The sequence below is a fragment of the Clostridium formicaceticum genome (assembly GCF_001854185.1).
GTDB classification, from domain to species: domain Bacteria; phylum Bacillota; class Clostridia; order Peptostreptococcales; family Natronincolaceae; genus Andreesenella; species Andreesenella formicacetica.
Genome location: NZ_CP017603.1, coordinates 334,421 through 359,004 on the forward strand (window position 1 = coordinate 334,421; position 24,584 = coordinate 359,004).

At 36.1% G+C, this 24,584-nt stretch carries 22 protein-coding genes and 1 pseudogene; 2 read left to right on the forward strand and 21 right to left on the reverse strand.

Annotation, left to right across the window (positions count from 1 at the left end):
* Positions 1-49: 49 nt before the first annotated feature.
* The 7 genes from BJL90_RS01505 to rlmD all read right to left on the reverse strand — a co-directional run bounded on the left by BJL90_RS01505 (position 50) and on the right by rlmD (position 6,618).
* Positions 50-910, reverse strand: coding sequence for a VirB6/TrbL-like conjugal transfer protein, CD1112 family (locus tag BJL90_RS01505; RefSeq protein WP_070963667.1), 861 nt, complete (start codon positions 908-910; stop codon positions 50-52).
* Positions 907-2,811 (reverse strand): VirD4-like conjugal transfer protein, CD1115 family, encoded by a 1,905-nt coding sequence (locus tag BJL90_RS01510; RefSeq protein WP_070963669.1) that lies wholly within the window; start codon positions 2,809-2,811, stop codon positions 907-909. The genes BJL90_RS01505 and BJL90_RS01510 overlap by 4 nt, the downstream gene beginning before the upstream one ends.
* A complete protein-coding gene (locus tag BJL90_RS01515) occupies positions 2,811-3,305 on the reverse strand; it encodes a DUF3801 domain-containing protein (RefSeq protein WP_070963670.1) in 495 nt (164 codons plus the stop codon). The genes BJL90_RS01510 and BJL90_RS01515 overlap by 1 nt, the downstream gene beginning before the upstream one ends.
* A gap of 5 nt (positions 3,306-3,310) precedes the next feature.
* The gene (locus tag BJL90_RS01520) at positions 3,311-3,766 is read right to left on the reverse strand and encodes a DUF2958 domain-containing protein (protein WP_070963672.1); all 456 of its coding nucleotides are present in this window, start codon (positions 3,764-3,766) and stop codon (positions 3,311-3,313) included.
* Between the two features lie 13 nt (positions 3,767-3,779).
* Positions 3,780-4,022: a hypothetical protein gene (locus BJL90_RS01525; RefSeq protein ID WP_070963673.1), complete on the reverse strand. Its 243-nt coding sequence runs from the start codon at positions 4,020-4,022 to the stop codon at positions 3,780-3,782.
* Positions 4,023-4,061: 39 nt separating this feature from the next.
* Positions 4,062-5,048 carry a DUF6017 domain-containing protein gene (locus BJL90_RS01530; RefSeq protein ID WP_070963675.1) on the reverse strand — a complete coding sequence of 329 codons (987 nt, stop codon included), beginning with the start codon at positions 5,046-5,048 and terminating at the stop codon, positions 4,062-4,064.
* 211 nt (positions 5,049-5,259) lie between these two features.
* Complete coding sequence (rlmD, locus tag BJL90_RS01535; protein WP_070963677.1) at positions 5,260-6,618, reverse strand: 23S rRNA (uracil(1939)-C(5))-methyltransferase RlmD; 1,359 nt, start codon at positions 6,616-6,618, stop codon at positions 5,260-5,262.
* Positions 6,619-6,803: 185 nt separating this feature from the next.
* On the opposite strand from rlmD, the gene BJL90_RS01540 reads away from it, so the two are divergent.
* Positions 6,804-8,108: a GerMN domain-containing protein gene (locus tag BJL90_RS01540; protein ID WP_070963678.1), complete on the forward strand. Its 1,305-nt coding sequence runs from the start codon at positions 6,804-6,806 to the stop codon at positions 8,106-8,108.
* Positions 8,109-8,277: 169 nt separating this feature from the next.
* On the opposite strand, the gene BJL90_RS01545 is transcribed toward BJL90_RS01540, so the two are convergent.
* From BJL90_RS01545 to BJL90_RS01590, 10 genes and pseudogenes are all read right to left on the reverse strand, one after another.
* Positions 8,278-8,673, reverse strand: a complete 396-nt coding sequence (locus BJL90_RS01545; RefSeq protein ID WP_070963680.1) for an FxsA family protein — start codon at positions 8,671-8,673, stop codon at positions 8,278-8,280.
* Between the two features lie 12 nt (positions 8,674-8,685).
* Positions 8,686-9,099, reverse strand: a complete 414-nt coding sequence (locus tag BJL90_RS01550; RefSeq protein ID WP_236905001.1) for an acyl-CoA thioesterase — start codon at positions 9,097-9,099, stop codon at positions 8,686-8,688.
* Between the two features lie 432 nt (positions 9,100-9,531).
* The gene (gene pyk / locus BJL90_RS01555) at positions 9,532-11,289 is read right to left on the reverse strand and encodes a pyruvate kinase (protein ID WP_070963681.1); all 1,758 of its coding nucleotides are present in this window, start codon (positions 11,287-11,289) and stop codon (positions 9,532-9,534) included.
* 14 nt (positions 11,290-11,303) lie between these two features.
* On the reverse strand, positions 11,304-12,263 hold the full coding sequence (pfkA, locus tag BJL90_RS01560) for a 6-phosphofructokinase (protein ID WP_070963683.1): 960 nt from the start codon (positions 12,261-12,263) through the stop codon (positions 11,304-11,306).
* A gap of 98 nt (positions 12,264-12,361) precedes the next feature.
* Positions 12,362-12,553 (reverse strand): hypothetical protein, encoded by a 192-nt coding sequence (locus tag BJL90_RS01565; RefSeq protein ID WP_070963685.1) that lies wholly within the window; start codon positions 12,551-12,553, stop codon positions 12,362-12,364.
* A 169-nt stretch (positions 12,554-12,722) separates the two neighbouring features.
* The gene (locus BJL90_RS01570; protein ID WP_169824180.1) at positions 12,723-13,829 is read right to left on the reverse strand and encodes a helix-hairpin-helix domain-containing protein; all 1,107 of its coding nucleotides are present in this window, start codon (positions 13,827-13,829) and stop codon (positions 12,723-12,725) included.
* 248 nt (positions 13,830-14,077) lie between these two features.
* Positions 14,078-14,893 (reverse strand): HNH endonuclease, encoded by an 816-nt coding sequence (locus tag BJL90_RS01575; protein WP_156778686.1) that lies wholly within the window; start codon positions 14,891-14,893, stop codon positions 14,078-14,080.
* The gene (locus BJL90_RS23245; RefSeq protein WP_070963690.1) at positions 14,872-15,093 is read right to left on the reverse strand and encodes a reverse transcriptase domain-containing protein; all 222 of its coding nucleotides are present in this window, start codon (positions 15,091-15,093) and stop codon (positions 14,872-14,874) included. Before BJL90_RS23245 ends, BJL90_RS01575 begins: the two co-directional genes overlap by 22 nt.
* Positions 15,084-15,533: a reverse transcriptase family protein gene (locus tag BJL90_RS01585; RefSeq protein ID WP_070963691.1), complete on the reverse strand. Its 450-nt coding sequence runs from the start codon at positions 15,531-15,533 to the stop codon at positions 15,084-15,086. Before BJL90_RS01585 ends, BJL90_RS23245 begins: the two co-directional genes overlap by 10 nt.
* 705 nt (positions 15,534-16,238) lie before the next feature.
* A pseudogene (locus BJL90_RS01590) lies at positions 16,239-18,563 on the reverse strand (DNA polymerase III subunit alpha); the annotation flags it as partial.
* 475 nt (positions 18,564-19,038) lie between these two features.
* Between BJL90_RS01590 and BJL90_RS01595 the strand changes: the two are divergent.
* Complete coding sequence (locus BJL90_RS01595; RefSeq protein ID WP_070963693.1) at positions 19,039-19,695, forward strand: DUF1638 domain-containing protein; 657 nt, start codon at positions 19,039-19,041, stop codon at positions 19,693-19,695.
* A 130-nt stretch (positions 19,696-19,825) separates the two neighbouring features.
* Here the strand turns inward: BJL90_RS01595 and BJL90_RS01600 are convergent, their stop codons facing one another.
* The 4 genes from BJL90_RS01600 to BJL90_RS01615 all read right to left on the reverse strand — a co-directional run bounded on the left by BJL90_RS01600 (position 19,826) and on the right by BJL90_RS01615 (position 24,553).
* A complete protein-coding gene (locus BJL90_RS01600) occupies positions 19,826-20,986 on the reverse strand; it encodes an MFS transporter (protein ID WP_070963695.1) in 1,161 nt (386 codons plus the stop codon).
* Between the two features lie 298 nt (positions 20,987-21,284).
* A complete protein-coding gene (locus tag BJL90_RS01605) occupies positions 21,285-23,126 on the reverse strand; it encodes an ASKHA domain-containing protein (protein WP_070963697.1) in 1,842 nt (613 codons plus the stop codon).
* Positions 23,127-23,190: 64 nt separating this feature from the next.
* Positions 23,191-23,889 carry a GntR family transcriptional regulator gene (locus BJL90_RS01610; RefSeq protein WP_070963699.1) on the reverse strand — a complete coding sequence of 233 codons (699 nt, stop codon included), beginning with the start codon at positions 23,887-23,889 and terminating at the stop codon, positions 23,191-23,193.
* Positions 23,867-24,553 (reverse strand): cobalamin B12-binding domain-containing protein, encoded by a 687-nt coding sequence (locus BJL90_RS01615; protein ID WP_070963701.1) that lies wholly within the window; start codon positions 24,551-24,553, stop codon positions 23,867-23,869. The genes BJL90_RS01610 and BJL90_RS01615 overlap by 23 nt, the downstream gene beginning before the upstream one ends.
* Between the last annotated feature and the right edge of the window lie 31 nt (positions 24,554-24,584).

The following is a 24,584-nucleotide window of genomic DNA, read 5'->3' on the forward strand; positions in this document are numbered from 1 at the left end:
CACCTCTTTCCTTGTTCTGTGTCAGTCACTGACACCTGTTATCAGTTCTCTATGAAACTCCAAATATTGATTTTGCTAGATTTAAGCAACTCATAAGTGATTTCACACATACGAACATTGACACCAGGATGAGAACAATGCCAACCATAGCACCGGATGATAAAATGATCGGTTCAATGCTGGACACCAATCCACCATATATCAGCATACAAATCATCATTAGGAATCCCTGTATTGCCAAAGCACATAAGTTTTTTAAATAGTTCTGTCCGATATGCCCTATCCAATCTCGATTCATCAAAGTAGCAAAAGGAATAGGAGCAACAGATATATATATCAGGATTGTGATCATTCGACCCCAAGCCACCAGGTAGATTAGGCCCACAGCTACCCAACCAACGATCATAATAATTGCAGAGAGTAACAGATAAATTAAACCCATTCCTATGTTCGCTTCTGCCTGTGTGATCATCTGCTCTGTAATATCCGCCATGGATACGGTTATGGTCGTTGATGTGACTCCCGCAACCAAGCTCTGCCCTACATCAAAGAATGCTAGAGTGATATCGAAGCAATTAGTGACAAGCAGGATAGCTAGGAAAATTTTAAAGATGGCTTTATACAGATTGAACATTTCAAATTCAGCCATATTGTTTTTTTCCAGCAGCATATTGATCAGCTCGTAACAGAATATATAGGTTAAGATCAGCCCCGCCACTGGCATAATGACGCTTGTGGATATGGCCCGCAGTGAACTGACTAATGTAGCACTAAATTCTATCGGTGTTTTTCCTACCTCTGTCTGCAATACGTTTAATGAAGCTATAAAAGCTTCCATGAAGGTTTCCAAACACCACGTAATAGCAGGCAAAAATATTTTTTCGTTGATATTTTCAAATAATGAATTCATCCTAAAATTTCACCTCCGTCAGCGTAATAGTCCGTAAAATCCACCCCTCCATTTTCCATTTCCAATTTATCCCCTTCAAATAGCTGGACAGGCTCTATATTTTCAGTTATCCTCATGGTTTTACCTTTCATCGATGTTTTCAAAGATTCGTAGGAAATAGGATGTTGATGTTGTTTCTTCACATATTTCTCCACATCAAACCACCTGGGGTCTTCCAGGCCATCGGCATGATATTTATACATTGGATGATCTGTAATTTCGTATTTATTGGAGAAAAATGGTCTGGTTCCTCGTATCTGAACAATACATTTTCTACCTCGCATAACCGCCATTTCATCCAATGTCATTAGCTCTCTGCCTAATTTTGAATAATTCAGTCCCTTAGATAAATTGGAACCCCTTGTATCGGAAGTGTTAAAATCGTCTATTGTCTCTTTTCCCAAGGTTTCCACGATATCTTTCATTGTGTCTTTTGATTTCCCGCCTAGGAATATGGTGGTATCACAACAATCCTCGATAATAGCTGCCTTATCCTCACCGTATACGGATTTTAATTGTCGCTTGGACTGCAATACGATACTTGCAGACATTTCCCTTGAACGGATTGTGGCAATGAGGATATCAAAATCAGGAATTTTTCCGATATTCGCAAATTCGTCCAACATAAAACGGACGTGAATGGGCAGCCTGCCACCGCAATCATCGTCCGCATGGGTACAAAGAGTATTAAACATCTGTGTATACATCATAGAAATAATAAAATTAAACGTTCGATTCGTATCTGGAATGATGGCAAAGAGAGCTGTTTTTTCATCACCGATTTTGTTCAGTTCCATTTCATCCTCTTTGACCAAATCCCTTATTCTTGGAATGTTGAAAGGTGCAAGCCTAGCAGCACAGCTAATCAAGATACTTTTTGCTGTCTTTCCGGCTGCAAGCTTATAATTCTTATATTGAATGACTGCAAAATGATCTGGATTCTTTTGCTCCAATTCCTCAAACCACAAATCTACAGAGTTTTTAAAAGTTTCATCATCTTCCCTTGTTTCACACATTTTTAGCATTTCTACAACAGAGATCAGATTTTTTTCAAAGTCTGGAAACTCATAGAAGATTGCGCCGATAAAGGCTTGATATAAAAGCTTTTCTGCTTTCACCCAAAAGTCCTCACCCGCTTTCTCTCCCTCTCCTTTGGTATTCTCTATGATCGTATCGACCAACTTTAATATGTCTTCTTCATTCTTGATATAAGCCATTGGATTGTACCGCATGGACTTAGATAAATTGACTAAATTCAGGATTTTCACTTTATAACCATGTTTCAGAAGCATTGTACTAACTTCATTGACAATGGTTCCTTTGGGGTCAGTAACCACATAGCTGCTGTGCATTTGCATAATATTGGGTTTGATAAAAAATCTTGTTTTCCCGCTACCACTTCCCCCGATCACAATAATGTTTTTATTACGTGCATATTCGATCAATTCTTTGCTTTTAGGTCTGCTGCTCATTGTAAGAAATTCTGTTTCACTCAAAATGATGTTATTCCTCATATCATCATCAACATACGGCTTGATATCCTCTGCTGTACCCCAACGGGCCGAACCATGTTCAACACCCTTACGAAATTTCTTTTGGTTGGCACGTTTCTCTAAAATGAGTAATAGCAGTATAAGAGTGACACTGGAAGCAACAATTAAATCAACAGGATTAAAGGAAAGAGGTAAAGCTTTAAGCACTACCGCCGGACTGTTTAAAATTTCACCAATAGCAAGGATTATATTGCCTTGATAATCTGTCCTGCTAATAAAAGAAACCCAATTCATAACAACTCCAATCAAAATTAATGGACTGTTAAAAACTAGGTTCTTTTTTAAGATTTTGGTATTCAACTTAATCACTATCGGCTTCTGTCCTTTACTTTTTTCCGTTCTCTTTCCTTGGTGCTCTCTTTAGCCTGGCTATGGACGGCTTCATTATATTCTTTAATTTTCCCTATTCCGCTTTTCTCCTTTTCCTTCTGAATCCTCGCTACTTCTTCAACAACCTTTTTCATAGCGTGTTCCACTGTTTCCATATTCCTTCCCGCAAAGGCTATCATATAGTTGCCCTTGGACTGTTTTTCCACCGCAAAATGGATACTGTACTTCTTAAATTCTTTTGAATATAGCTTCATTAGCTCCCTGTCTATCTCTATTGGAAGAAACTTTACAGTTTTTTCAGTGGCATTCAGGGTGTTCATATCCGTTTTTCCAACTGTAACCTTGAATTTATCCTTTTCTGTCTTATTAAAAAGATACCACTGAATGGCTTTTTCAATGGTATCCTTAGTTAGCATGGCCGCTTTAATTTTTATCTGAACTAACTCATGTATATGATCATCCGGTTTTGGCATGGTTCTCACCTATCCTTCTCTTTATCCTGAGACTTCGATATTGGATTTTTTTCATACCTGGTTCCTTTACCCTTAATTTCTGCAAGCTTTGAATCTGGTTCCACATACGTTAATCCTAGTCCCCTTACTTTTGCAACATCATTGATTATAAAATTATGATTACCATCATACAGAAAATCCCTTTCAATTTTAAAGCCTAAAGGCAGCTTGATATCCTCCAATTCTTTTATAGTTACAAAACCCCATTCTGCCATTTGATCATCACCAAGATGACCGTATCCAAACATCAATACATCATTTGTCTTAGGGTCGTAATTTCCTTCTGTAATATACCAATCCCCTGCACCAATAGGATTAAAAAAATGGGCTAAAATCTTCTTCTCATGAAATTCAATGCCCTCTGTTGAATACAAAGGATTTTGCACAAATTTTTCTTTTAATTCATCCGACAATAACTTCATATAGCTTCCTCCCTCACATTTGTTTTACATAACCCATCAAGGCCAATTGATACAAATTGGTTTCTATTTCCTCTACCGTATCCACTGGTGACATTCTTTTTAAATCATCCAAAGTGAAGCTCACTTCATTTTGATAAATGAACATTGAAAATAGACCGAGTTGAGATGTATTCATTTTTCCATGGATAACAATGTCAAAAATAATAGGCTGCACATTAAGTGTGTACCTGACTTCATTTGATCTTTTCTTTAACACTGGCTTTACCTTCCTTCCTATAAATTAAATGAAAGCTGCCTAGCCTCTAGAAAGCCAAGGCATATCATGTTTTACTGCTGCCGAGTAATAATTATCAATGGTAAAAAACGAATTATATAGTGTCGTTAATAAATAAGCTTTAATGTTTCGTATTTGAGTAGTGTTTTTTGCCAGGCTTTCCATGACATATTGAATATGACTGAAATTAAGTTTCATAAATATTGAGCATACATTCTCCCATTTCATTTGACCGCCATCAACATTCATTGTCTTTCTATGATTCTTCATAGTATCAATGAGTAAATTCGTAATCTCGTTGATCATCTCCTTATTTGATGGATACCTTTCTAGCAGAAGATCATATTCAATATTCCTTTTTATCTGCTCATCATAATTTTGGTAATGAACATCATCTATCCTTCCATCGTTCTTTAGCTGCCGATTACTCTGCCTCATTTGCTCCATTGGGGCAATATTTGATTGATGGATAGATTGATTATCATTAATATTTAATTGATTAGTATTTAATTGATTAGTCATTATATTATCCGGTTGGTTTCCCACTGTCGGTTTTACCGTTAGCGGATTTTCAACTAGCGGTTCCTCCATCAATGAATCAACCGCTAGTGGGTTTTCAACTATTGGTTCATTATTTTGTATTTCTCCACTTTCCATACTTTTTTCAGCTCTTTTGATTTCTCTTTCCAGCCTTAATTTTTCCCCTTCCTCTATGAAGATAGGTGTATCAGAAAAAGTATATTCAGTATCGATGAATTTTCCTTTATGACGAATAGGAGTTCTTTTTAAATACCCTAATTCCTCAAGCTTTCTTAAACTGCTCTTGATACTACTTTCACCGTTAGGTAATATAGCTGCTAAACCCCTGACGTTGAAATCCCAATTATCGTTCATGCCTAACATTGTAATGAGTAGTCCTCGTTCTGCTATACCCATTCGTTTATCGAAAAGAAAATCATTAGAAACCGTTGTAAACTTTGTTTTGAATTCTTTTTTTATTTTTGCCATGGGTCGTAGTCCTCCTTGATAAAAAAATACACCTGCTTCTCTTGGAAACAAGTGTATTGAAAATCATTATTCAGTTATAGTTATATGTCTACGCACTCTACCTCGATTACCACAGACACTTCAATTTTGTTATGAACACTCTTTTGCTTACCATTCTCACTTGTTTGTGTGAATGTTGCATACCTCTCAACGTATTGAAAACAAAGGATTTCTACGTATTTTCCCGACATATTCCTACCACGCACTCTACATGAGCCGTATGCGGAAACATATCCACCGGCTGTACCTCCACTGTCTTATATCCCTTCCCTTCTAAGTAAGCTAGATCCCTCGCCAAAGAAGCTGGATTGCAGGATACATATACGACTCTTTTGGGATTCATCTTTACTATGGTTTCCAGTACTTTTTCTTCACAGCCTTTTCTCGGTGGATCTACTACCACAACATCTGCCTTTAAGCCTTTTTCATAAAGTTCCGGTATCACTACCTCCGCTTCACCTACATAAAATTCTGTATTATTTATATCATTAATTCTAGCGTTTTCCTTTGCATCTTTGATAGCAGCCTCCACTACCTCCACCCCTATCACCTTCTTGGCTTTCTTTGCTAAGAATAGAGAGATCGTTCCTATACCACAGTAAATATCAAATACATTTTCTTCTCCTGTCAGACCTGCATAGTCTAGAGCTTTTTCATAAAGCACCTTTGTTTGCATAGGATTTACTTGGAAAAAAGATTGTGCTGAAATATGGAATTTTAAATCCCCTATGTAATCTACAATTTTATCTTCACCATAAATTGTAAGGGTCTCCTTGCCGAAAATAACATTGGTATTTTTATCATTGATATTTTGAACAACACTTTTTAATCCCTTTACCTTTTTTTGAAGCATTTCTACTAATCGGTTTTTAAGAGGTAACTCTTTACCATTGGTGATCATCACCACCATCACTTCTCCTGTTGCAAAGCCTACCTTCGTTACTACATGTCTTATAAGACCCTTTTTACTTTTTTCATCATAAACACTGATCTTATAGGTTTCAATATAGTTCTTTATCACTTCTATCACTTCTTTATTTATAGGAGCTTGAATATGACAATAATCCGTAGCTACAATATCATGACTGCTCTTTTTATAAAAACCCAGTATAGCTTTACCTTTGAGGATACCTACTGGAAACTGAGCCTTATTGCGATATTCATAAGGATTTTCCATCCCTATGGTAGGATGTATGGTTGTCTCGATTTTTCCTATCCTTTCTAAGATTTCCTTTACCCGCTTTCCCTTAATCGCTAGCTGCGCTCCATAGTCCATATGCATAATTTGGCATCCCCCACAGGTGTTAGCCAAACTACAAGGAGGAGAGATTCTGTCCTCAGAAGGCTTAAGCATTTGAATGATTCTTCCTATACCATAATTTTTCTTAAGCGTCTTTAGTTTTATTTTTAAATAGTCTCCTGGGATACCACCTTCAACAAAAACTGTAAACCCCTCTATTCTCCCCACGCCTTCGCCAGTATGCCCCATATCTTCTATTTCAATAGAATATATACTATTTTTTTGTAGCATGATGTATATACACTCCTTTTTCTACGTTTCTTTTGTCGAAACCCATAAGTTTTCTTTTGTTTAGCACTGTTTTTCCCTCTTTGTGACAACTTTTGTTTTATTGTTTTTGTTTACCATCTATACCCATTATATTATAATATATAGTAATTATAGACAAAGGACAAGCTTAGAAGGGAGTTTAAAAAATGTTTCGATCTATTAAAACAATTTTATTGTTCATTATAATTTTTATCACTGCTTCTGGTATGCCTCTATATGCTGATACATCGGCCTTAAGTTTCTCTTTACCTTTTACTGGGTCTAGCAAAGAAATTACTTCTTTTGATACTAGTATAACCATGCTTTCCTCATCTCACCCAAGGTTACAGGTATCATTAACAGCAAATGAAAAACTTCTTCCACTACAGTTTAATGAAGGTCATCCTGTAGAAGTTTTTCTATATTCAGAAGAAAAACTTATCAAAAACGTCGCTGTTGAGGAAGTAAGCATTCAGCATGGTAAAATAACCACACTAGAAATGGATTTTCCTCAAAGTTTTTTAGATCTTCCAAATGGTGATTATGCATTTCAAGTAACATTAAATGTAGAAAACCTACAAGCTCCCATTACCTCTACCATGCTTGCTGTCACTTATGATAGTGCTTTTACTTATGTCAAAGCACCAAGCGTAATAGATGGAAATCAAACCTCGCTAACTTTATATTTCCCAGACAATAATATGGATAATTTGATTCCTATCACTCGACTAATCCCCTATACTAGAACACCTTTAAGAGCTACTATAGATGAATTAATAAAAGGCCCAAATCCTGCTCTAGGACTGCCGGATGTATCCCCTATACCTCCCGTCCAAAGACTTAGCTTGAATCGAAAAATAGCAAATGTATATCTACCCAAGGATATAGGCGTTTATGATGAATATGCCTCCTCTGCAATCATTGCTGTAAATAGCTTCGTAAATTCCTTAACAGCTATTGATGGGGTTGATGGAGTGCAGTTCTATTTTAATAATAGGATTTTAGCAGATGGTTTTCATGGTATGGTTATGAATGAACCTATTTCTGCCCCTAAAGGCCTTCAGCTTTACGCTGGCTATAGAACCACCACAAATCGGATTTTGCTAACACCTTTAAATTCATCTATTGAAGATCATTCTATAGAAACAATATTTAATGCATTAAAATATAGTGACAACCCTCTGCTTTATAATTATACATTACAACCCCCAGTACCAGAAGACGTCATGTTGTTGGATTATTCTATCGACGGAAATACACTTCGTTTAAAATTCAATGATGCCTTCGCTATGGAAGATGCCCCTAGAAATTTAATGATAGATGCTATTGTATATACCTTTACTTCTTTAGAAGGTATAGATGCTATTGAATTTCAAGTAGAAAATCTATCTTCTACGCTATCTAATTCATCAGAAGCATTGATATTAAATAAGCCTTTTTTTCCTTCATCCTATATAAACCCAGAAATTTAAGCAAAAAGACGGCTATGCCGTCTTTTTGTGGTTAAAAAAAATGAGCACATAATATGTGCTCCAATAAGATTAGAATCAGTTTACCTCTTATTTTTAAAAATAGACCTGTTAAGCATTATTTACCAATGCTATAAATATTATACCTTATTTCCACTAATCTCCACAAACTTTATTTTCTATAATAAAACATAAAGCTTCCTTCCTCAATCATTTTCTTAATTTTACCTCTTACAGTGCTTTTGATAGCAGCTCTAGTGACAGGAATCACAAGAGAAAAACCTATAACATCTGTAAATATCCCAGGGGTTAATAGCAATGCTCCTCCTACCACCACACATAAACCATTAATCAATTCATCTCCCGGCATTCTTCCTTGTGCCATTTCTAGCTTAATCCTTCTAATAACACCTCTTCCTTCGCTTCTAGCTAAAGATGCGCCTAATATACCAGTAATTAAAACAATCAGCAAAGTATATCCTAACCCTATATAATTACTTAGCTTTAGTAAGATAGCCAATTCTACAATAGGAACAATTGTAAATAATAAAATAAGTTTTAATAGCATGAAAACACCTCATTAGGAATTTTTAATCAACGCTTCATAAATAGCAGGATGTGTTTTTTTAAAGTTTATTGGTTTTAAGTTTGTATCTACAAAAGCATGGGTAGTTTCACCTGTTGCCAATAATCTTTCATCCTTTTTTCTAATAATATTATATTCAAAAGTAATTCTAATCCCTTTCATTTCCCGCACTTTTGTTTCTATAACAATTTCATCATCATACTTAGCCGGTTCTTTATAGATGCATTTCACTTCGACTACTGGCAACATAATATTTTCCTGCTCTAATTGCTTGTAAGAATAACCCATGTCTCTTAACAAAGTTGTTCTTCCCACCTCAAACCATGTAAAATAATTGCCATGATAAACCACTGCCATTTGATCCGTCTCTTGATACCTTACTTGTATTTCACTATAACTTTCTCTCAATTTAATACCTCCTACATAACATTATTCTCTAATAGTTAATTCTATATGAATTATTTTTTTCCTTTCTGTACTAGAAATCTATAAAAAAGATAGAGAAATACTTCTCTGCCTTCCAGCAAAAAAATATTCCTTAATGCACTTTTCCTAAAAAGCTTCCCGCCAGCTGATTTTTTCTTTCTGCTAATCGGGAAATAATTGATAAGTTTTTTGTAGATCTATTTCAATATTTTTTTATCTCGTCGTAAGTAAACTCCCATCATTAAATATATTATTTTTCACAAAAAAAGAGTCTACAATCTAGGTAGACTCTATAAGTATTTTCCTTTATACAATTTATATGAATAAAGGGGGAGAATGTTTCATCCATGCTTCTATTATATGAAATAGGTAGAATTATTGTGTTAACATTAAGTAAAATTTACATTAAAAATTTTACAATACTCTTGTTTTTCCGCTATAAATTAATCCTGTTTTTGCATCTACTGTTACAATATCTCCATCCTTTAGTTTATTTGTAGCATGATTCGCTCCTACTACAGTAGGCTTTCCTAAGTTTAGACCTACAATAGCCCCATGGCTGGTTAATCCACCTTCCTCTGTTACAATTGCTCCGGCAATCTCCATGTAAGGAATTAAATCCTTGTCAGTAAATTGTGTAACCAGAATATCTCCTGCTTCTATGTTTACTTCACTTTCTTGTGTAGCATCTACAACTACCACCTTCCCTGTAGCTGCTCCCTTACCTATACCTGTACCATTCAAGAGAATATCTCCAACGATATGGGCTTTAATCAAATTGGTTGTTCCAGCAACACCTACCGGTACACCCGCAGTAATCACCACTAATTCTCCTCTTTGAATCATACCTTGTTGTAATGCCGATTGTATTGCAGCATGGAAAATATCATCTGTTGAACCCATTTCTTCGATTAAAATTGAATTTACGCCCCATACTAAGCTTAATCTTCTGCGTACCCTTTCTTTCGTAGTTGTAGCTATAATTGGCGCTTTTGGCCTAAACTTTGATACCATTCTTGCTGTATGCCCTGAAGAAGTAGCTGTAACAATTGCAGAGGCTTGGAGGTCCATAGCCGTTACACATGTAGCATTACTAATAGCATCTGTAATGGTAGTTTCTCTTTCAATGGCCTTATTTCTCAACAATGTTCTATAGTCTATAGAAGTTTCGATCCTTTTAGCAATACTTGTCATGGTTTTTACGGCTTCAATAGGATACTTACCAGCAGCAGTTTCTCCCGATAGCATGATAGCATCTGTACCATCTAAAATAGCATTTGCTACATCTGTCACCTCTGCTCTAGTAGGTCTAGGATTTCTTATCATTGAGTCCAGCATTTGTGTAGCAGTAATAACTGGCTTTGCTACCTTATTACATTTTTCAATCATATTTTTTTGTACCAAAGGTATTTCCTCTGTAGGGATCTCTACCCCTAAGTCTCCCCTAGCCACCATAATTCCGTCAGACACTTCAATAATTGCATCTAAGTTATCTACACCTTCTTGGTTTTCAATCTTAGAGATAATTTGGATATGCTCCGCGTTATTTTCCTCCAGTATTTTCCTGATAGCTAGCACATCCTCAGGTTTTCTGACAAAGGAAGCAGCAATAAAATCAATATCCATTTTAATACCAAATTCAATATCAGCTTTATCTTTATCTGTAATAGCAGGGAGATTAATTTTTACCCCTGGCACATTAACACCTTTATGATTCTTTACCACTCCTGCATTTTCAACAATACATTCTATATCAGTTTCATCAATGATTTTCTGCACCCTTAATCCGATTAAACCATCATCAATCAAAATGCTATCCCCTGCCTTCACATCCTTCGCTAAGCCACTATAACTTATACTACAGATGATGGCATTTCCTAGAACTTCCCTTGTAGTTAGCGTAAAGGTTTGTCCCTCTTGAAGATAAACCTCCGGATCTTCAAACTTTCCTGTTCTTATTTCTGGTCCCTTCGTATCAAGAAGAATCGCTACAGGTAAATTTAGCTCTTCTCTGACTTCCTTGACAGTTTCTATTCTCTTTCCATGTTCTTCATGGGTTCCATGGGAAAAATTTAATCTGGCTACATTTAATCCATTTTCCACTAGTTGTTTGAATACTTCTTTTTCCTCACTTGCTGGTCCTAAGGTGCATACAATTTTGGTTTTTTTCATTATTTTTCCTCCCTTTACATGGATAATATGTCAGCTAATTGATAAGTTTCTTTATCTAGTTGCTTCTCAATGCTCAGAGCTTTCTCAATATCTACACTAATAATTTCATTTCCTTTTACCCCGACAACAAGGCTTTGTTTTCCCTCCAGCAATAAATCTACTGCCTTTGCTCCCATTTTGCTGGCTAAAACTCGATCGAAGGCTGTGGGACTTCCACCTCTTTGGGTATGACCCAATATAGTAGCTCTTGTTTCAATACCTGTCTTTTCTTCAATCGTAGCTCCCAACTCAATAGCTCCTCCTACACCTTCTGCTAATAGGATAATACTATGTAGTTTTCCTCTATTTTTACCTTTTATGAGTTTTCTACAAACTTGATCAATATCTAATCCTACTTCTGGGATAATAATACTTTCAGCCCCACCAGCCAATCCAGCATGAAGCGCAATATCTCCGCAATGCCTTCCCATAACCTCTATAATATTAGCTCTACCGTGAGAAGTAGAGGTATCTCTAATCCTACTGATGGCTTCAACCACCGTATTAACAGCGGTATCAAAGCCTATGGTATAATCTGTATAAGCTAAATCATTATCAATCGTTCCTGGTACACCAATGGTTGGTACCCCTAATTTACTTAATTCTTGCCCTCCTCGAAAAGATCCATCACCTCCTATAACGACCATGCCTCCTATACCAAAAACCTTCACAACATTTAAAGCTTTTTTTCTTCCTTCTTCGGTTCTGAACTCTTCACTTCTAGCAGTTCTTAATATGGTACCTCCTCTATGAATAATATCTGCAACAGAAGATAGGTTCATTTCCTCCAATTGTCCATGGATTAAACCATCATATCCTCTTTTAACCCCTATCACCCTACACCCTTTAGCTATTGCATTTCGTACAACAGCTCTGATGGCAGCATTCATGCCAGGAGAATCACCACCACTAGTTAATACACCTATTGTTTTCATTTTATTCCCTCCATTCTATCCTACAGGGTCATTTTTTGTCCCTATGGGCAAAGCTTATCCCTATGGAATTTTAGGTGAAAAAATAAGGACTTATATTGCTATAAGCCTTGTTGCAATAATATTGTATGTACCTCTTCAACTTCAGACCTAGGAACCAAAATCTCACAAGTACCCTGATCATTGTTTTTACTGATAGGTTTTATTTTTACTAAGAAGCCTTCTTTTACCAATATTTTTTCAATATGTTGAGCATCTTCTTTGGTATTTGTCATATATACTACTGTCCACATTTTTAACTTGAGGCCTCCTTTATCCTTAGTATACTTTTATCATACCATTATTATGTAATTTCTTAATAACAATTATATATAATTTGTCCTCTGTTTTCAAATAAAATTCTTCTAAAGTATACTAGATTTTATAACTTCTCTTTAAGAGAAGTTATAAAATCTAAAAAAATCACTTAATTTTAACAGATTCTTTACCAAATATCTGTGATAATTCTTGTATTAAATCATGGTTGAGCTTTACCCATAAATCTCTATCTGCCCGTAAAACCTTATTATCCTTTTCTATATAGATATAAAGTGGCACGTTGCCATGATATTTTTTACATATATTTTTAGCTTTATGCAATAAAACCATATCACTTTTTTCTTTAATCTTAATATACAGTTTTTGGGTCTGCATTTTTGTTAGGGGTTTTATTGTATTGGTTAATATTTTAGGATTTTCTTCATCTTTTAAACTCAATGTCCCCTCTATGATTATCAAGTTTCCCTCTTGAATTAAATCCATATGCTGGCTAAAAATATTAGGAAATATAATACATTCCATTGTTCCCAATAAATCTTCTAATACAATAAAAGCCATCAATTTATTATTTCTTGTAGTTTTTGTTACCTTCTCTAATACCATACCTCCAACAATTATTTTTTCTCCGTCTTTGTGTTCTGTTTCCTGAGGATTTTCCATGATTTCGTTTATAGTACTGCTATTCATACTCGTAAAATATTTTAGTTCCTGCTGAAATTCTGCTAGTGGATGTCCACTGATATAGAGGCCCAATATTTCCTTTTCCATATTTAATTTAATTTTGTCATCAAATTCTTTTATGTTGGGTAAGGGATCTTTTTTAAAGGAAAAACTTGTATCTCCTGTCATGTCAAATAGACCAAGCTGTCCTTGAATTTTTCTTCTTTTGTCCTGATTAATACTATCTAACAGGCTTTCATACACTCCCATCAGCTGTGCACGATAGATTTTCAAACTGTCAAAGGCACCACATTTAATTAAACTTTCTACAGCTCTTTTATTTAAATCTTTTGCATCTACTTTTTGACAAAAGTCACTGAAGCTTATAAATTCTCCTTTTTCCTTTCTAGTTTGTACCATCGTCTCAATCATATTTACTCCTACGTTTTTTACGGCAGCTAAACCAAATCGAATTTTCCCCTCTTCTACCGTAAAGGTGCTATAACTTTTGTTAATATCAGGGGGAAGAACTTCTATGCCCATCCTTTTGCAGTCTTGAATATATTGTCCTACTTTTGGTGTATTTCCCATAACACTGGTAAGCAATGCCGCCATGAACTCTACAGGATAGTAGGTTTTTAAATAAGCGGTTTGATAGCCTAGAATTGCGTAGGCGGCGGATGTCGATAGGTAAGGCTTTGATGTTATCTCTACCTTTTCCCCCGACCCAAACCGTGCGTGCGACTTTCACCGCACACGGCTTTCCATCGAAACAAGTTAGAAGTTAAACTTCTGATTCCTTTATCGTATGATTACTCTATACTTAGGGATTTCATCTACTAAACAACATTTTTAAATATTTTACGAAGCTGAGTTATCTTTTTATTATCTGAGTCTAAGTCTGAATGTACTAAATTATGACAGCTTTTACACAATGATGTTAGGTTGGGTAGTTTGTTAATTTGATTTAGTGGAAGATTTGAATTCTTATGATGACAAGCTATATTGTCTTTGTTTAAGAAATCCTTACACGCTACACATTTACCTTTGTCTCTGTTAAAGGCGTATTCCCTATTCATAACATACTCGAAGTTATATATCTTCTTATGCTTTTCGTTATTTCCTACTATCCTAAAGATTTCGTAGGGGTTGTATAGGGTTGGTCTCCATCTTACTCTTTCTTGCTTACCTGCTATTTGTGCTTTGAGGTTTCGTCCTTCCGTGGTATAGGGGTTTAGATTTGTATTGAATTGTCTAGCGTAGACTATTGGGGTTATTGATGCTTTAGTGATTCCTATTTTTAGGCCGTTGTAGTCGAAGTAGAAAGTCATTTGCTTGTATCCCATATGCCTGTTTGTTCTATTATTGACCTTGTCTATTTCCATCAACCTGTTTTTACCCGTTCTGTATAATCTCCTCACAGATTTCAGTGCTGTGTAGTATATACGGTTGTCTAAGGTTGTTAGGACTCCTTTTGCTATCGAAATCTTATAGTAATTTGAGAGCCCTACAATCTTGCTGTTTACCTTTTCCACTTGGGTGACGATTTTTAATGGAATTTCCTGATATCTTATTGTCTCAACTGAGTCCAGTATATCCCTAGTTTTCTTTTTAAGTGATTCTCTATCTGGTGTTACCTTACATACTCTGAGAATCGTTTCTTTTCTTTATAAATTTCAAATCCGAGGAATTTAACTTTTTCTTTTGTTAAGTCTGTTATGACTGTTTTGTCTTCGGATAATTCTAGGGATAATCTGTGTTTGAAAAATTTATTAACGTGTTTTAGCATTCTATCTGCATTCTCTATTGTTTGTGTTAGTATTATCCAATCATCAGCATATCTTACTAAATACATGGATTTCTGAAACCGTAACTGTGTTGATAGAATTTTGCTTCTGCTATTGGTTCTATTACTATTCTAGTTATTTCTTGTATGATTCTATCAATGATAGTGGGTATTCCTAATGGTCTAAGTTTTCCGTTCTTCTTTGGGATGTAAACCTTCTTAACAAGTTGTGGGTTATAGTTGTCTATTGCTTTAATGATTAGTTTTAATAACTTATTGTTATTCATTTGCAGATAGTAATCTATTTCCCTTTTATCTATACCAGCTGTCTTGCTACCCTTATTTGCTTTAATATTGTGTAAGGCTGTAATTATTGTCTGTTCATTCTTCATAAGTTCTATTAAATCATATATTTCAGCATCGTTCTTGGTATTTTTGTATATTAAATCTAACGTATTTTGTAGCTGTTGTTCGTTCTCGACACCGTACCTTTTTAACCACATACGCAAGTGTTATCACCCCTGCAGGTTAAGACTGTTTAACTCTCATCTCCGTTAGGAGAGTTCGTATTAGTACGTTGTCAGTAGATTACTTCTTGCTCCGACTGGAGTCCTTCGCTCTGGGTAGTTTTCTCCTCCTTCAGACATTACTGTCCATAGTGACTATTGGCTACCCTTCATCACTACTATGACTCCTCTGACTCCTCAACACCTTCATTGAAGTGGCATTCTCCAATGTTGAGGTCTCTCCAGTTCCAATGAAACTATCCCTTCTTTTGTACTAGTTTAGGTTCCCTCTCTACACCGAGGACTGTTTAGAAACTAATTATCCTAATCATCTCTAAACCTTTGATATTTCTATCACCAGATACAAGTACCTCACGACTACTTGCATCAATCCCAAAATCCGACTTTCTGCTGTCGGGCAACAATTACGATGTTTTACACAAGGGTTCGTTATCTAACCATGCTAGAACTTTTAAGGACACCCGCTCTATTTAGCCTCTTTATGTCAAAGATGAGGCATCAAGCTCCACGACCTTACCGTGCTCTATACATTCGCCAGTACCACCTAACTCATGCATAACGGGGTATCAGTGTCACCACTATGGATAATTGTGGTGGGAGAGGATTTCACTCTCCTAATCGTTTCATTAGTTCAGATTCGTTGAATCTGCTCACTTTTAGCTCTTACGAGTTTTATATGTGAGAACTGGACGCACCATGAGATTTGTTAAAGGCATAATTAGCAAAGTCAATCATATCATCATAGATTTTATTAGCAATTTCTTCGGGAACACCGTTTCTAATACAACCTGGAATCTCGATATTTCCCTTTTCATCTACTTTTCCATAGATAAAATATTGTCTTTCCTCCTCCATGACATCTCTTTTCTTTTTACCCATAGCTCTTCTAACCAAATCACTTCTCCCATAACTATAGCCTGCCAAGTCCCTTACCACCCTCATCACCTGTTCTTGGTAAACTAAACATCCATAGGTGACCTCCATAATGGGCTTTAATTTTTCATGTAGGTACTCAATTTTCGAAGGATCATTTTTATAGGCAATATATTTAGGAATAGAGTCCATTGGTCCTGGTCTAAAAAGGGCAATTCCAGCAATAATATCTTCTATACAATCAGGTTTTAACTCCTTCATAAACTGGATCATCCCAGCACTTTCCAGCTGGAATAGTCCTAAGGTATCTCCTTTACTGATAATTTCGTATACTTTTTTATCCCCATAATCGCAGGAGGAAAAATCAATTTTTCTATCATGATTCTTTTCAATTAGATCAATAGCATCCCGAATTACTGTTAGTGTTCGTAATCCTAGAAAATCCATTTTAAGCAAACCCAGTTCTTCTAAATTCCCCATAGTAAACTGAGTCGTTACACTTTTATCATGCATATACAAAGGAACATATTCATCTAGTGCCTTTTTAGAAATTACCACACCAGCAGCATGGGTAGAAGCATGTCTAGGTAATCCTTCTAACTTTTTAGCTATTTCAATTAAATATCGAGCCTCCTGATCTTCATGATAAAGCTGTTTCAATTGAGGATTGACCTCTAAAGCTTTATCAATGGTCATCCCTATAGCAAAAGGAACTTCCTTTGCGATTTGATCCACCCTATTGTAAGGCATGTTGATCACTCTGCCTACATCTCTAATAGCCGCCCGTGCTGCCATGGTTCCAAAGGTGATAATCTGCGCCACCTTCTCACTACCATACTTTCTCTTCACATAATCAATGACTTCTTCTCGACGTTCATAGCAGAAATCTATGTCTATATCTGGCATACTTATTCTTTCTGGATTTAGGAAACGTTCAAAGATAAGATTATAACGAATAGGATCGATGTCGGTGATGCCTAAAGTATAGGCTACTATACTACCGGCAGCACTTCCACGACCAGGACCTACAGGGATATGATGATCTTTAGCATACTTTATAAAGTCCCAAACAATAAGGAAATATTCAGCATAGCCCATTTCCTCTATGACCCTAAGTTCATACTCCAACCGATCCTTTAGTGCCTGTGACGGCTGATGATAACGACGACTTAAGCCTTCGTAGCACAATTGTTTTAAATACTGCTGTACACTATAACCTTCAGGTGTATCATATTGCGGTAGATGTATCGTATTAAAATCAAAGGTTACATTACATCTTTCTGCAATCTTGACGGTGTTTTCTAATGCCTCCTGCGCATAAGAAAATAACGCGGACATCTCTTGAGGTGTTTTTAAATAAAAGGTATCGTTAGGAAATTTCATTCTTTCCTTATCTTCCTGAATCTTACCCGTCTGGATACACAATAAAATATCGTGGGCTTCTGCATCTTCCTTATAGATATAATGTACATCGTTGCTTGCTACTAAAGGAATATTTGTTTCTTTGCTAAGTTTTATTAATTGAGCATTTACTTCTTTTTGTTCTTGCAACCCATGATCCTGGAGTTCTAAATAAAAATTGTCTTTTCCATAAATGTTTTGTAATTTTATCGCTATTTCCTTAGCTTTAGCATATTGCTGATTTAACAAGCATTGTTGGATATCTCCTGCCAAACAAGCACTTAGAGCAATTAGACCTTCACTATATTTTTCTAATTCATCATAGTCTACCCTTGGTTTATAGTAAAAACCGTATAAATAGGAATGAGAGACTAACTTGATTAGATTCTGATATCCCTCCATATTTTTAGCCAACAAAACCAAGTGCCCTTGATACTTATCCTTATTAGGATCTTTGTCCTTCATTCCCCTTGCAGCAGTATAAACCTCACAACCTATAATAGGCTTAATGCCCTTCTTCATAGCTGCTTTATAAAATTCCACCACACCAAACATGGTGCCATGATCAGTAATAGCAATGGCTTCCATACCTATTTCTTTTGCCCTATCCATCACTTTATGAATTGTAGTAAAACCATCCAATAGACTATACTCAGTATGAAGGTGTAGATGAACAAAAGATGACGGTATAGGATGATTTTTTGTTAAACTCACAATGACCTCACTCCCCTCTTCCATTATTAATGGCTTGTATCGTTTTTTAGTGTAGATCCATAGTGTTTCCTTCTATAATTTTACCATATGTCCATAAGTTTTACTGATTTTTTATTTCAGGGGGGAGTTTTTAGTCCCTCTGAATTGTAGCCGAATTTACTTTGAGAATGCAGTGCTTGATCTCCCTCTTTAAGAAGTGGGAGATCAAGCACTATACCGTAGGATAAACATTCTAAATAGGAAGACAATTGGCAAAGTTTTGATTTTATGGTACACTACAAGTATGATGATTCACTATTCTATAGGTGTATATACAAGTTGCTTTATAAAGATATGCCTCTATAACGAAACAGCTTAAACTGTGCAATGATTTAATAGTAGTGAAAATTAAATCGCTAAAAAAATTCCACAAGTTCAATAGATGTCGGAATCAAGGGAATGTATTTCCGAAACCATATAAGCGTGTTTTTTTATAGTGGTAAAAAAGGGGGATAAAATCTTGAGTACTTTAATTGTTGCCTGTCAAACGATTGCAGATGAGTTAAATGTGGCTATCAAGGAAACGAATTGCAACTATCCTGTACTATGGATAGAGTCAGGATTACATATGGTTCCTGATTCACTAAAAAAACGATTACAAGATGAGTTAGATCATATCTCTAATGTAGATCGTGTCCTGATGGCCTTTGGGTTTTGTGGTAATTCTCTCCTTGGTGTTACAGCGCCTTCTTATCCCATCATCTTTCCCCGTATAGATGATTGTATAACATTACTTTTAGGCTCCTGTAAAAAGCGCAAAGAAATTTGCGACGAAATGGGAACTTATTTCCTTACAAAGGGATGGCTAACTTATGAGAAAAATATATGGGCAGAATATCAAGACACAGTGAAGCGTATGGGTAAAGCAAGGGCAGATAGAATTTTCAAAACCATGCTTCAACACTACAAACGATTAGGTGTCATAGAAACTGGTGCTTATGACTTAGAGGAATTTTTAAATACAACGAAACTTATAGCAGATGATTTAAACTTAACACACGAAACGATTCCCGGCACCCTGGAATATATGAAGAAGCTTTTAACGGGTCCATGGGATGATGAATTTGTTGTCATCAATCCAGGCGAAACCATTGCACTCTCTCATCTAAAAATTTAGAAATCCCAATCATTTATCAAAAATATCTTGTGCAAACTGGCTGTAAATAAAGAAATGGCACTAAAATTCAGTACCATTTCTTTATTTATAGTTCTCTATTCTCTTGCAGAAGTCCTATCTAAAGATCGATTTAATTACTTTCACTGCCAAAGGCCTTTTCTGGTCGTAAGACCAATAGGCATAACACTAAACCACCTGCCAAAATCCCAAATCCAGCAAAAACAAATGAAAATCTTCCTGTGTTAGCAGCAAATAACATCTCAACAAAGGATAGAACAAAGGGTGATATAAACTGTCCTAAGCTCATAGCGCTTGTCACAACAGCAATTGCTAATGTCGTTGCAGATTTCGGTGCAACCATCGAGGTCTTAATCATTACCGCAGGCATGGTGGTTCCAAAACCTATACCAATGATAATAGATGCTATCAACATCAAATTAAGTCCTTGAGGATAACTTAGCATAAAAAAACCAATTCCTGTTAATACAGCACTAAGCGGAATAACAAATTTCTTCAGACATTGAAGGATTTTCCCAAAAAATATGCCAGCAATCAACCCTCCCACTGTCATCAACGTAATTGCTATACCAGCCGAAGCGGCATTTCCCAAACCCTCTTCTGTAATCACCATAGCCGTATTCGTAAAAAAGGAAAAAAGTAATAAGGAATGTACAAATATAACAAAAGCGATGACATAGACAGGTCTGTTTAATGCTTCTTTTTCAGTATTTGTTTCTTGCGGTTGTTCTGGGTCCGGCAATTTGAAAAAAGTTACTACAAATACAAGCACACCTATTAAGTATACTAGAAAAACATAGTGCCAATCGATGGCACTTAAAAATCCAGCCACAAGACTGGTTATAATTGCCCCAGTATTTACAACAGCACTCTGTAGCCCCATCATAGCTGCTCTTTCTTCTCCATCAAAAAAGTCCGCAATTAATCCTGTAGCTAAGGGCATAATAAAGCCCATGCCGATACCTAAAATAGCCCTTAATATCAATATCCAGATTAGGTTATTTGAAAAACTAGGCCCCACTCCGCCGATTAAAAACAATGAAAGTCCAGTAAACAAAAGTTTTCTCTTACTTACAGCGTTGGACAACTTACCACATAGCAAAGTGAAAGGAATAATCAATAGTGCTGGTAAAGAAACAATTAACTTAATCGTATTAGGACCTGCATCTGGAAATGCCAAGCTTATATCCCCAAGCGCTACTGAGGCTGATGTTATCGTCAGCGATAACAAAGATATCGATAATACTGCTATTTTCAGTACTGCATTCCTCATAGTTTTGAACCCATCCTTTTCCATAAATTTTCATCAATTTTAAGCATTCAAAAGGATATAGTAAGAACTTTTTTAGCTGCAGTTTGTAGCTGTAGACAGTACTGGAAAAATATATTTTGGATATTCTAAGTGAATTTTTAAAAAGATGATTATCCTCCTCTGAATAAGTGTGGTCTTTTATCTTTTAATTTTTATGTTGAAATTCACGATGTCACCTTTGATTCAAAAGCATAGAGCAGTTTCACATGCATTTTTTAGTATCTTAAAACTTGTGGATTCCTATCTATAGATTAGTTTCTTAAAAATACATGGATTCAGCAAAAATGGAAGAAAAATTTGGATAAGAAGCTAGTTCAACATATTGGGTAAATTCAGCAATAGCAGCTCCGCGTTTGTATTCGCCAGAAGAAAGTAGAGCTAGCCTTGCACCAGTGCCAGCAGCATTCCCTACCATTTTTATTTTTCCTTCTAATGCCTTAGGAATGAGACCAATCACACAAGCACTGTGGGGATTCAAATAATTTCCGAAGGCGCCTGCCAGCAGTACTTCTTTAATATCCTCTACTGCAATACCATGCTTATCTACCAACACCTTAATACCCGCTGCCATTGCTCCCTTTGCCAACTGGAGCTCTCGAATATCTTTTTGGGTCACTAAGATAGGCCTTCCATGTAAAGTAGTATTTTCATCTGCTAGCAAAAAAGCTGCCATGCCTTCATACTGAACAATATTTTCTTTAAACCCTTCTGCCTTAGCACTGGTTATCTTCTCAATAGGCAAAAATCTTCCTCTTTTATCCACGATGCCATGCTCTATGAGTCCTGCTACCACATCTAAAAGTCCCGAACCGCAAATTCCCTGTGGCTTCCCTCCACCTATGACAGAATAGGCAAGTTTTTCTTCAAACACAACATGATCAATCGCTCCTGTTGCCCCTCTCATGCCACTACTTATTTGTGCACCTTCAAAGGCTGGACCTGCAGCAGAGGAACAAGCAAACAACTTGTGTTTAGAACCTAGAGCAATTTCTCCATTGGTTCCTATATCAATCATCAGTTTAATTTCTTCACTTTGATCCATTTGCGTGGCTAAGAGTACCGCCACTGTATCCGCACCTACAAAACCTGCAATATTAGGTAAAACCAAGATCTTTCCTGCAGGATTCATGGTAATAGGAAATTTCACTGCATTTAATATTAAAGGCTCACTGGTAGTAGCTGTGTAGGGTGATCGAGAGAGGTATTGGGGGTCTAAGCCTAAAAAAAGATGATGCATACAAGTGTTTCCTGCAACAGTTACCACGTAAATATCATCACTGCTTAAGCCTGCTTTTTCGACAGCCTCCCCAATCAATTTACTTATAGCCTGAGTTACTGCATCATGCAACCTTTCCAGCCCTTTTTCTTCTTGATTGGCATAATTCATGCGGGTGATAACATCTGCGCCAAACTTCGTCTGAGGATTTACAGTAGAGACAACACCTAATTCTCTTCCAGAATGAAGATCCATCAAATATCCCACAATACTGGTGGTACCAATATCAAAAGCCATACCCATCAGCTTTTGCGTAGTATCCTGCTCTTCAATTCCCAAAACCTCATGGCCATATGTAACCGCAGTCAAATGATATTGATTGGCCCGTAAAGCTTTTGATAGTTGGTGTAAAACAGCAATTTCTGTCTCCAGCATAGTGGTATATTGACTTTCCCCTTGAAAAAGACTAGATCTAAAACGCTTCCAATCCGACAGATGGTTATCAAGAGATGGCTTTCTCACTTCAATATATTTTTTGCAAATATGAGGTATAATCTCCATAGGCCTTTCCCCTGCTTCCAACAGAATCTGGTGTTGCGCAGCCTTTGCCTGGAGAAGCTCTACTACAATGTCGCTATAAATTTCCGTGAAACAGGCAAGGTGAATACCCTCACTGGTTTCTTTTTCCCCAAGAAAAGCTTTTTCTTCCACATGGGTTTTAATGCTTCCTTCCACAATTCGAACGCGACACTTTCCACACTTTCCACCACCACAGAGAAAGTCAAAGTCAACCCCTGCTTCTTTTATAGCCTTCATTACAGTACTTCCTTCAAAAACATCTATCACTTGGCCCTCAGGGCGAAAAACCACCTTATATTTCTTCAATCCATCCCCTCCTTACAACCTGCACCTGCTTCAAAACAGTTCCTTTAAAATAGGCATGGCTAAGTTATTGACTTACACCCTGTAGCTTAATATAATCTCCTCTAAAATAAGTAATGCCTATACCCATGGGCTTATTATTATTATCATATAGCTTCTGTTCTACCACTAATAAAGCAAGATCATCAGATATATTAAGCAGTTTCTTGGTTTTTTCCTGTGGAATCTTTGCATGAATCATGATTTCTTTTTTCATGGCAAAAAGAGATATGTTTTTAGAGATCATTTCTGGGAGTGTGGCATGTTTGATTTCTGCTTCCACAATCGGTATCCCTTTTTGATAAAGCAAGTACTTAATATCATAAGCCATAGGCTCTCCCTCGGTATAAAATAATCTACGTATCATAACAACTTTTTTGTTTTTATGAATTTGCAAACTATTTACTAACCTTTCACTTGGTTTTGTGATATCAACTGCCAATAATTTTGTGTTGTCTACATTATTAATTAAGTTATTCATCTCATCGTAGTAAATCGTATATTTGTTATATTGGGGTTTTTCAACAAAGTATCCTTTTCCCGGAACTGAATAAATATATCCTTCGTTGGACAAAATGGAAAGACCTTTTCGTACCGTCATTCTACTAGTATCATATTCTTTGCATAGGGCTGTTTCAGAAGGTAAATCATCTCCTGCCTTTAATTCTCCGCTATTTACTTTATTCCTGATATCCTCAACAATTTTAGCGTATACTGGATTTTTCATCGTCTACTACTCCCTGCTCATTCATCCACTCTAAACATATTTTTGTCCCAGCAGAAGCATCATTAGCAAAACCATCTGCCCCAATATATTTACATGTGTCCTTCGTTATATGATTCGCCCCTATAATTACTTTTACTTGATCCCTTATGCCAGCTTCAACCAAATTATCTACGATTTCCTTCATTGGCTCAATTGTGTAGGTTAATACACCGCTTAATGCTACAATGTCAGGAGTATTTTCTATAATCACCTTTGTAAATGATTCCTTAGAAACATCTACGCCAAGATCAATCACCTTGAAACCGTTTGTCTCCAGCATACCTTTAAATATATCTTTTCCGATATCATGTATATCTCCCTGTACAGTGCCTAAAACTACTTTACCTACTTTTTTACTATACTCATTTTGAAAATGCATCGTCATTTTATCTAGTGCTAAAACTTCTTTAAAAATAATCCCTGCCATAATCAAATCAGCAATATAGTAGTCTTTTTTCTCATAGAGAATACCTACTTTATTCATCCCCTCATTGATGATTTCCAGCAAGGATAATGGTTCTATACCTACCTCTAAGGCTTTCTTAGCCAGCTCAATAACAACTTCCTCATTGAGCTGCTCTACATTTTTAATAATTTGTTCTTTTAATTCCTCTAAATTGTTCATTTCATCCTCCGTTATTCCTTGATATATTTTA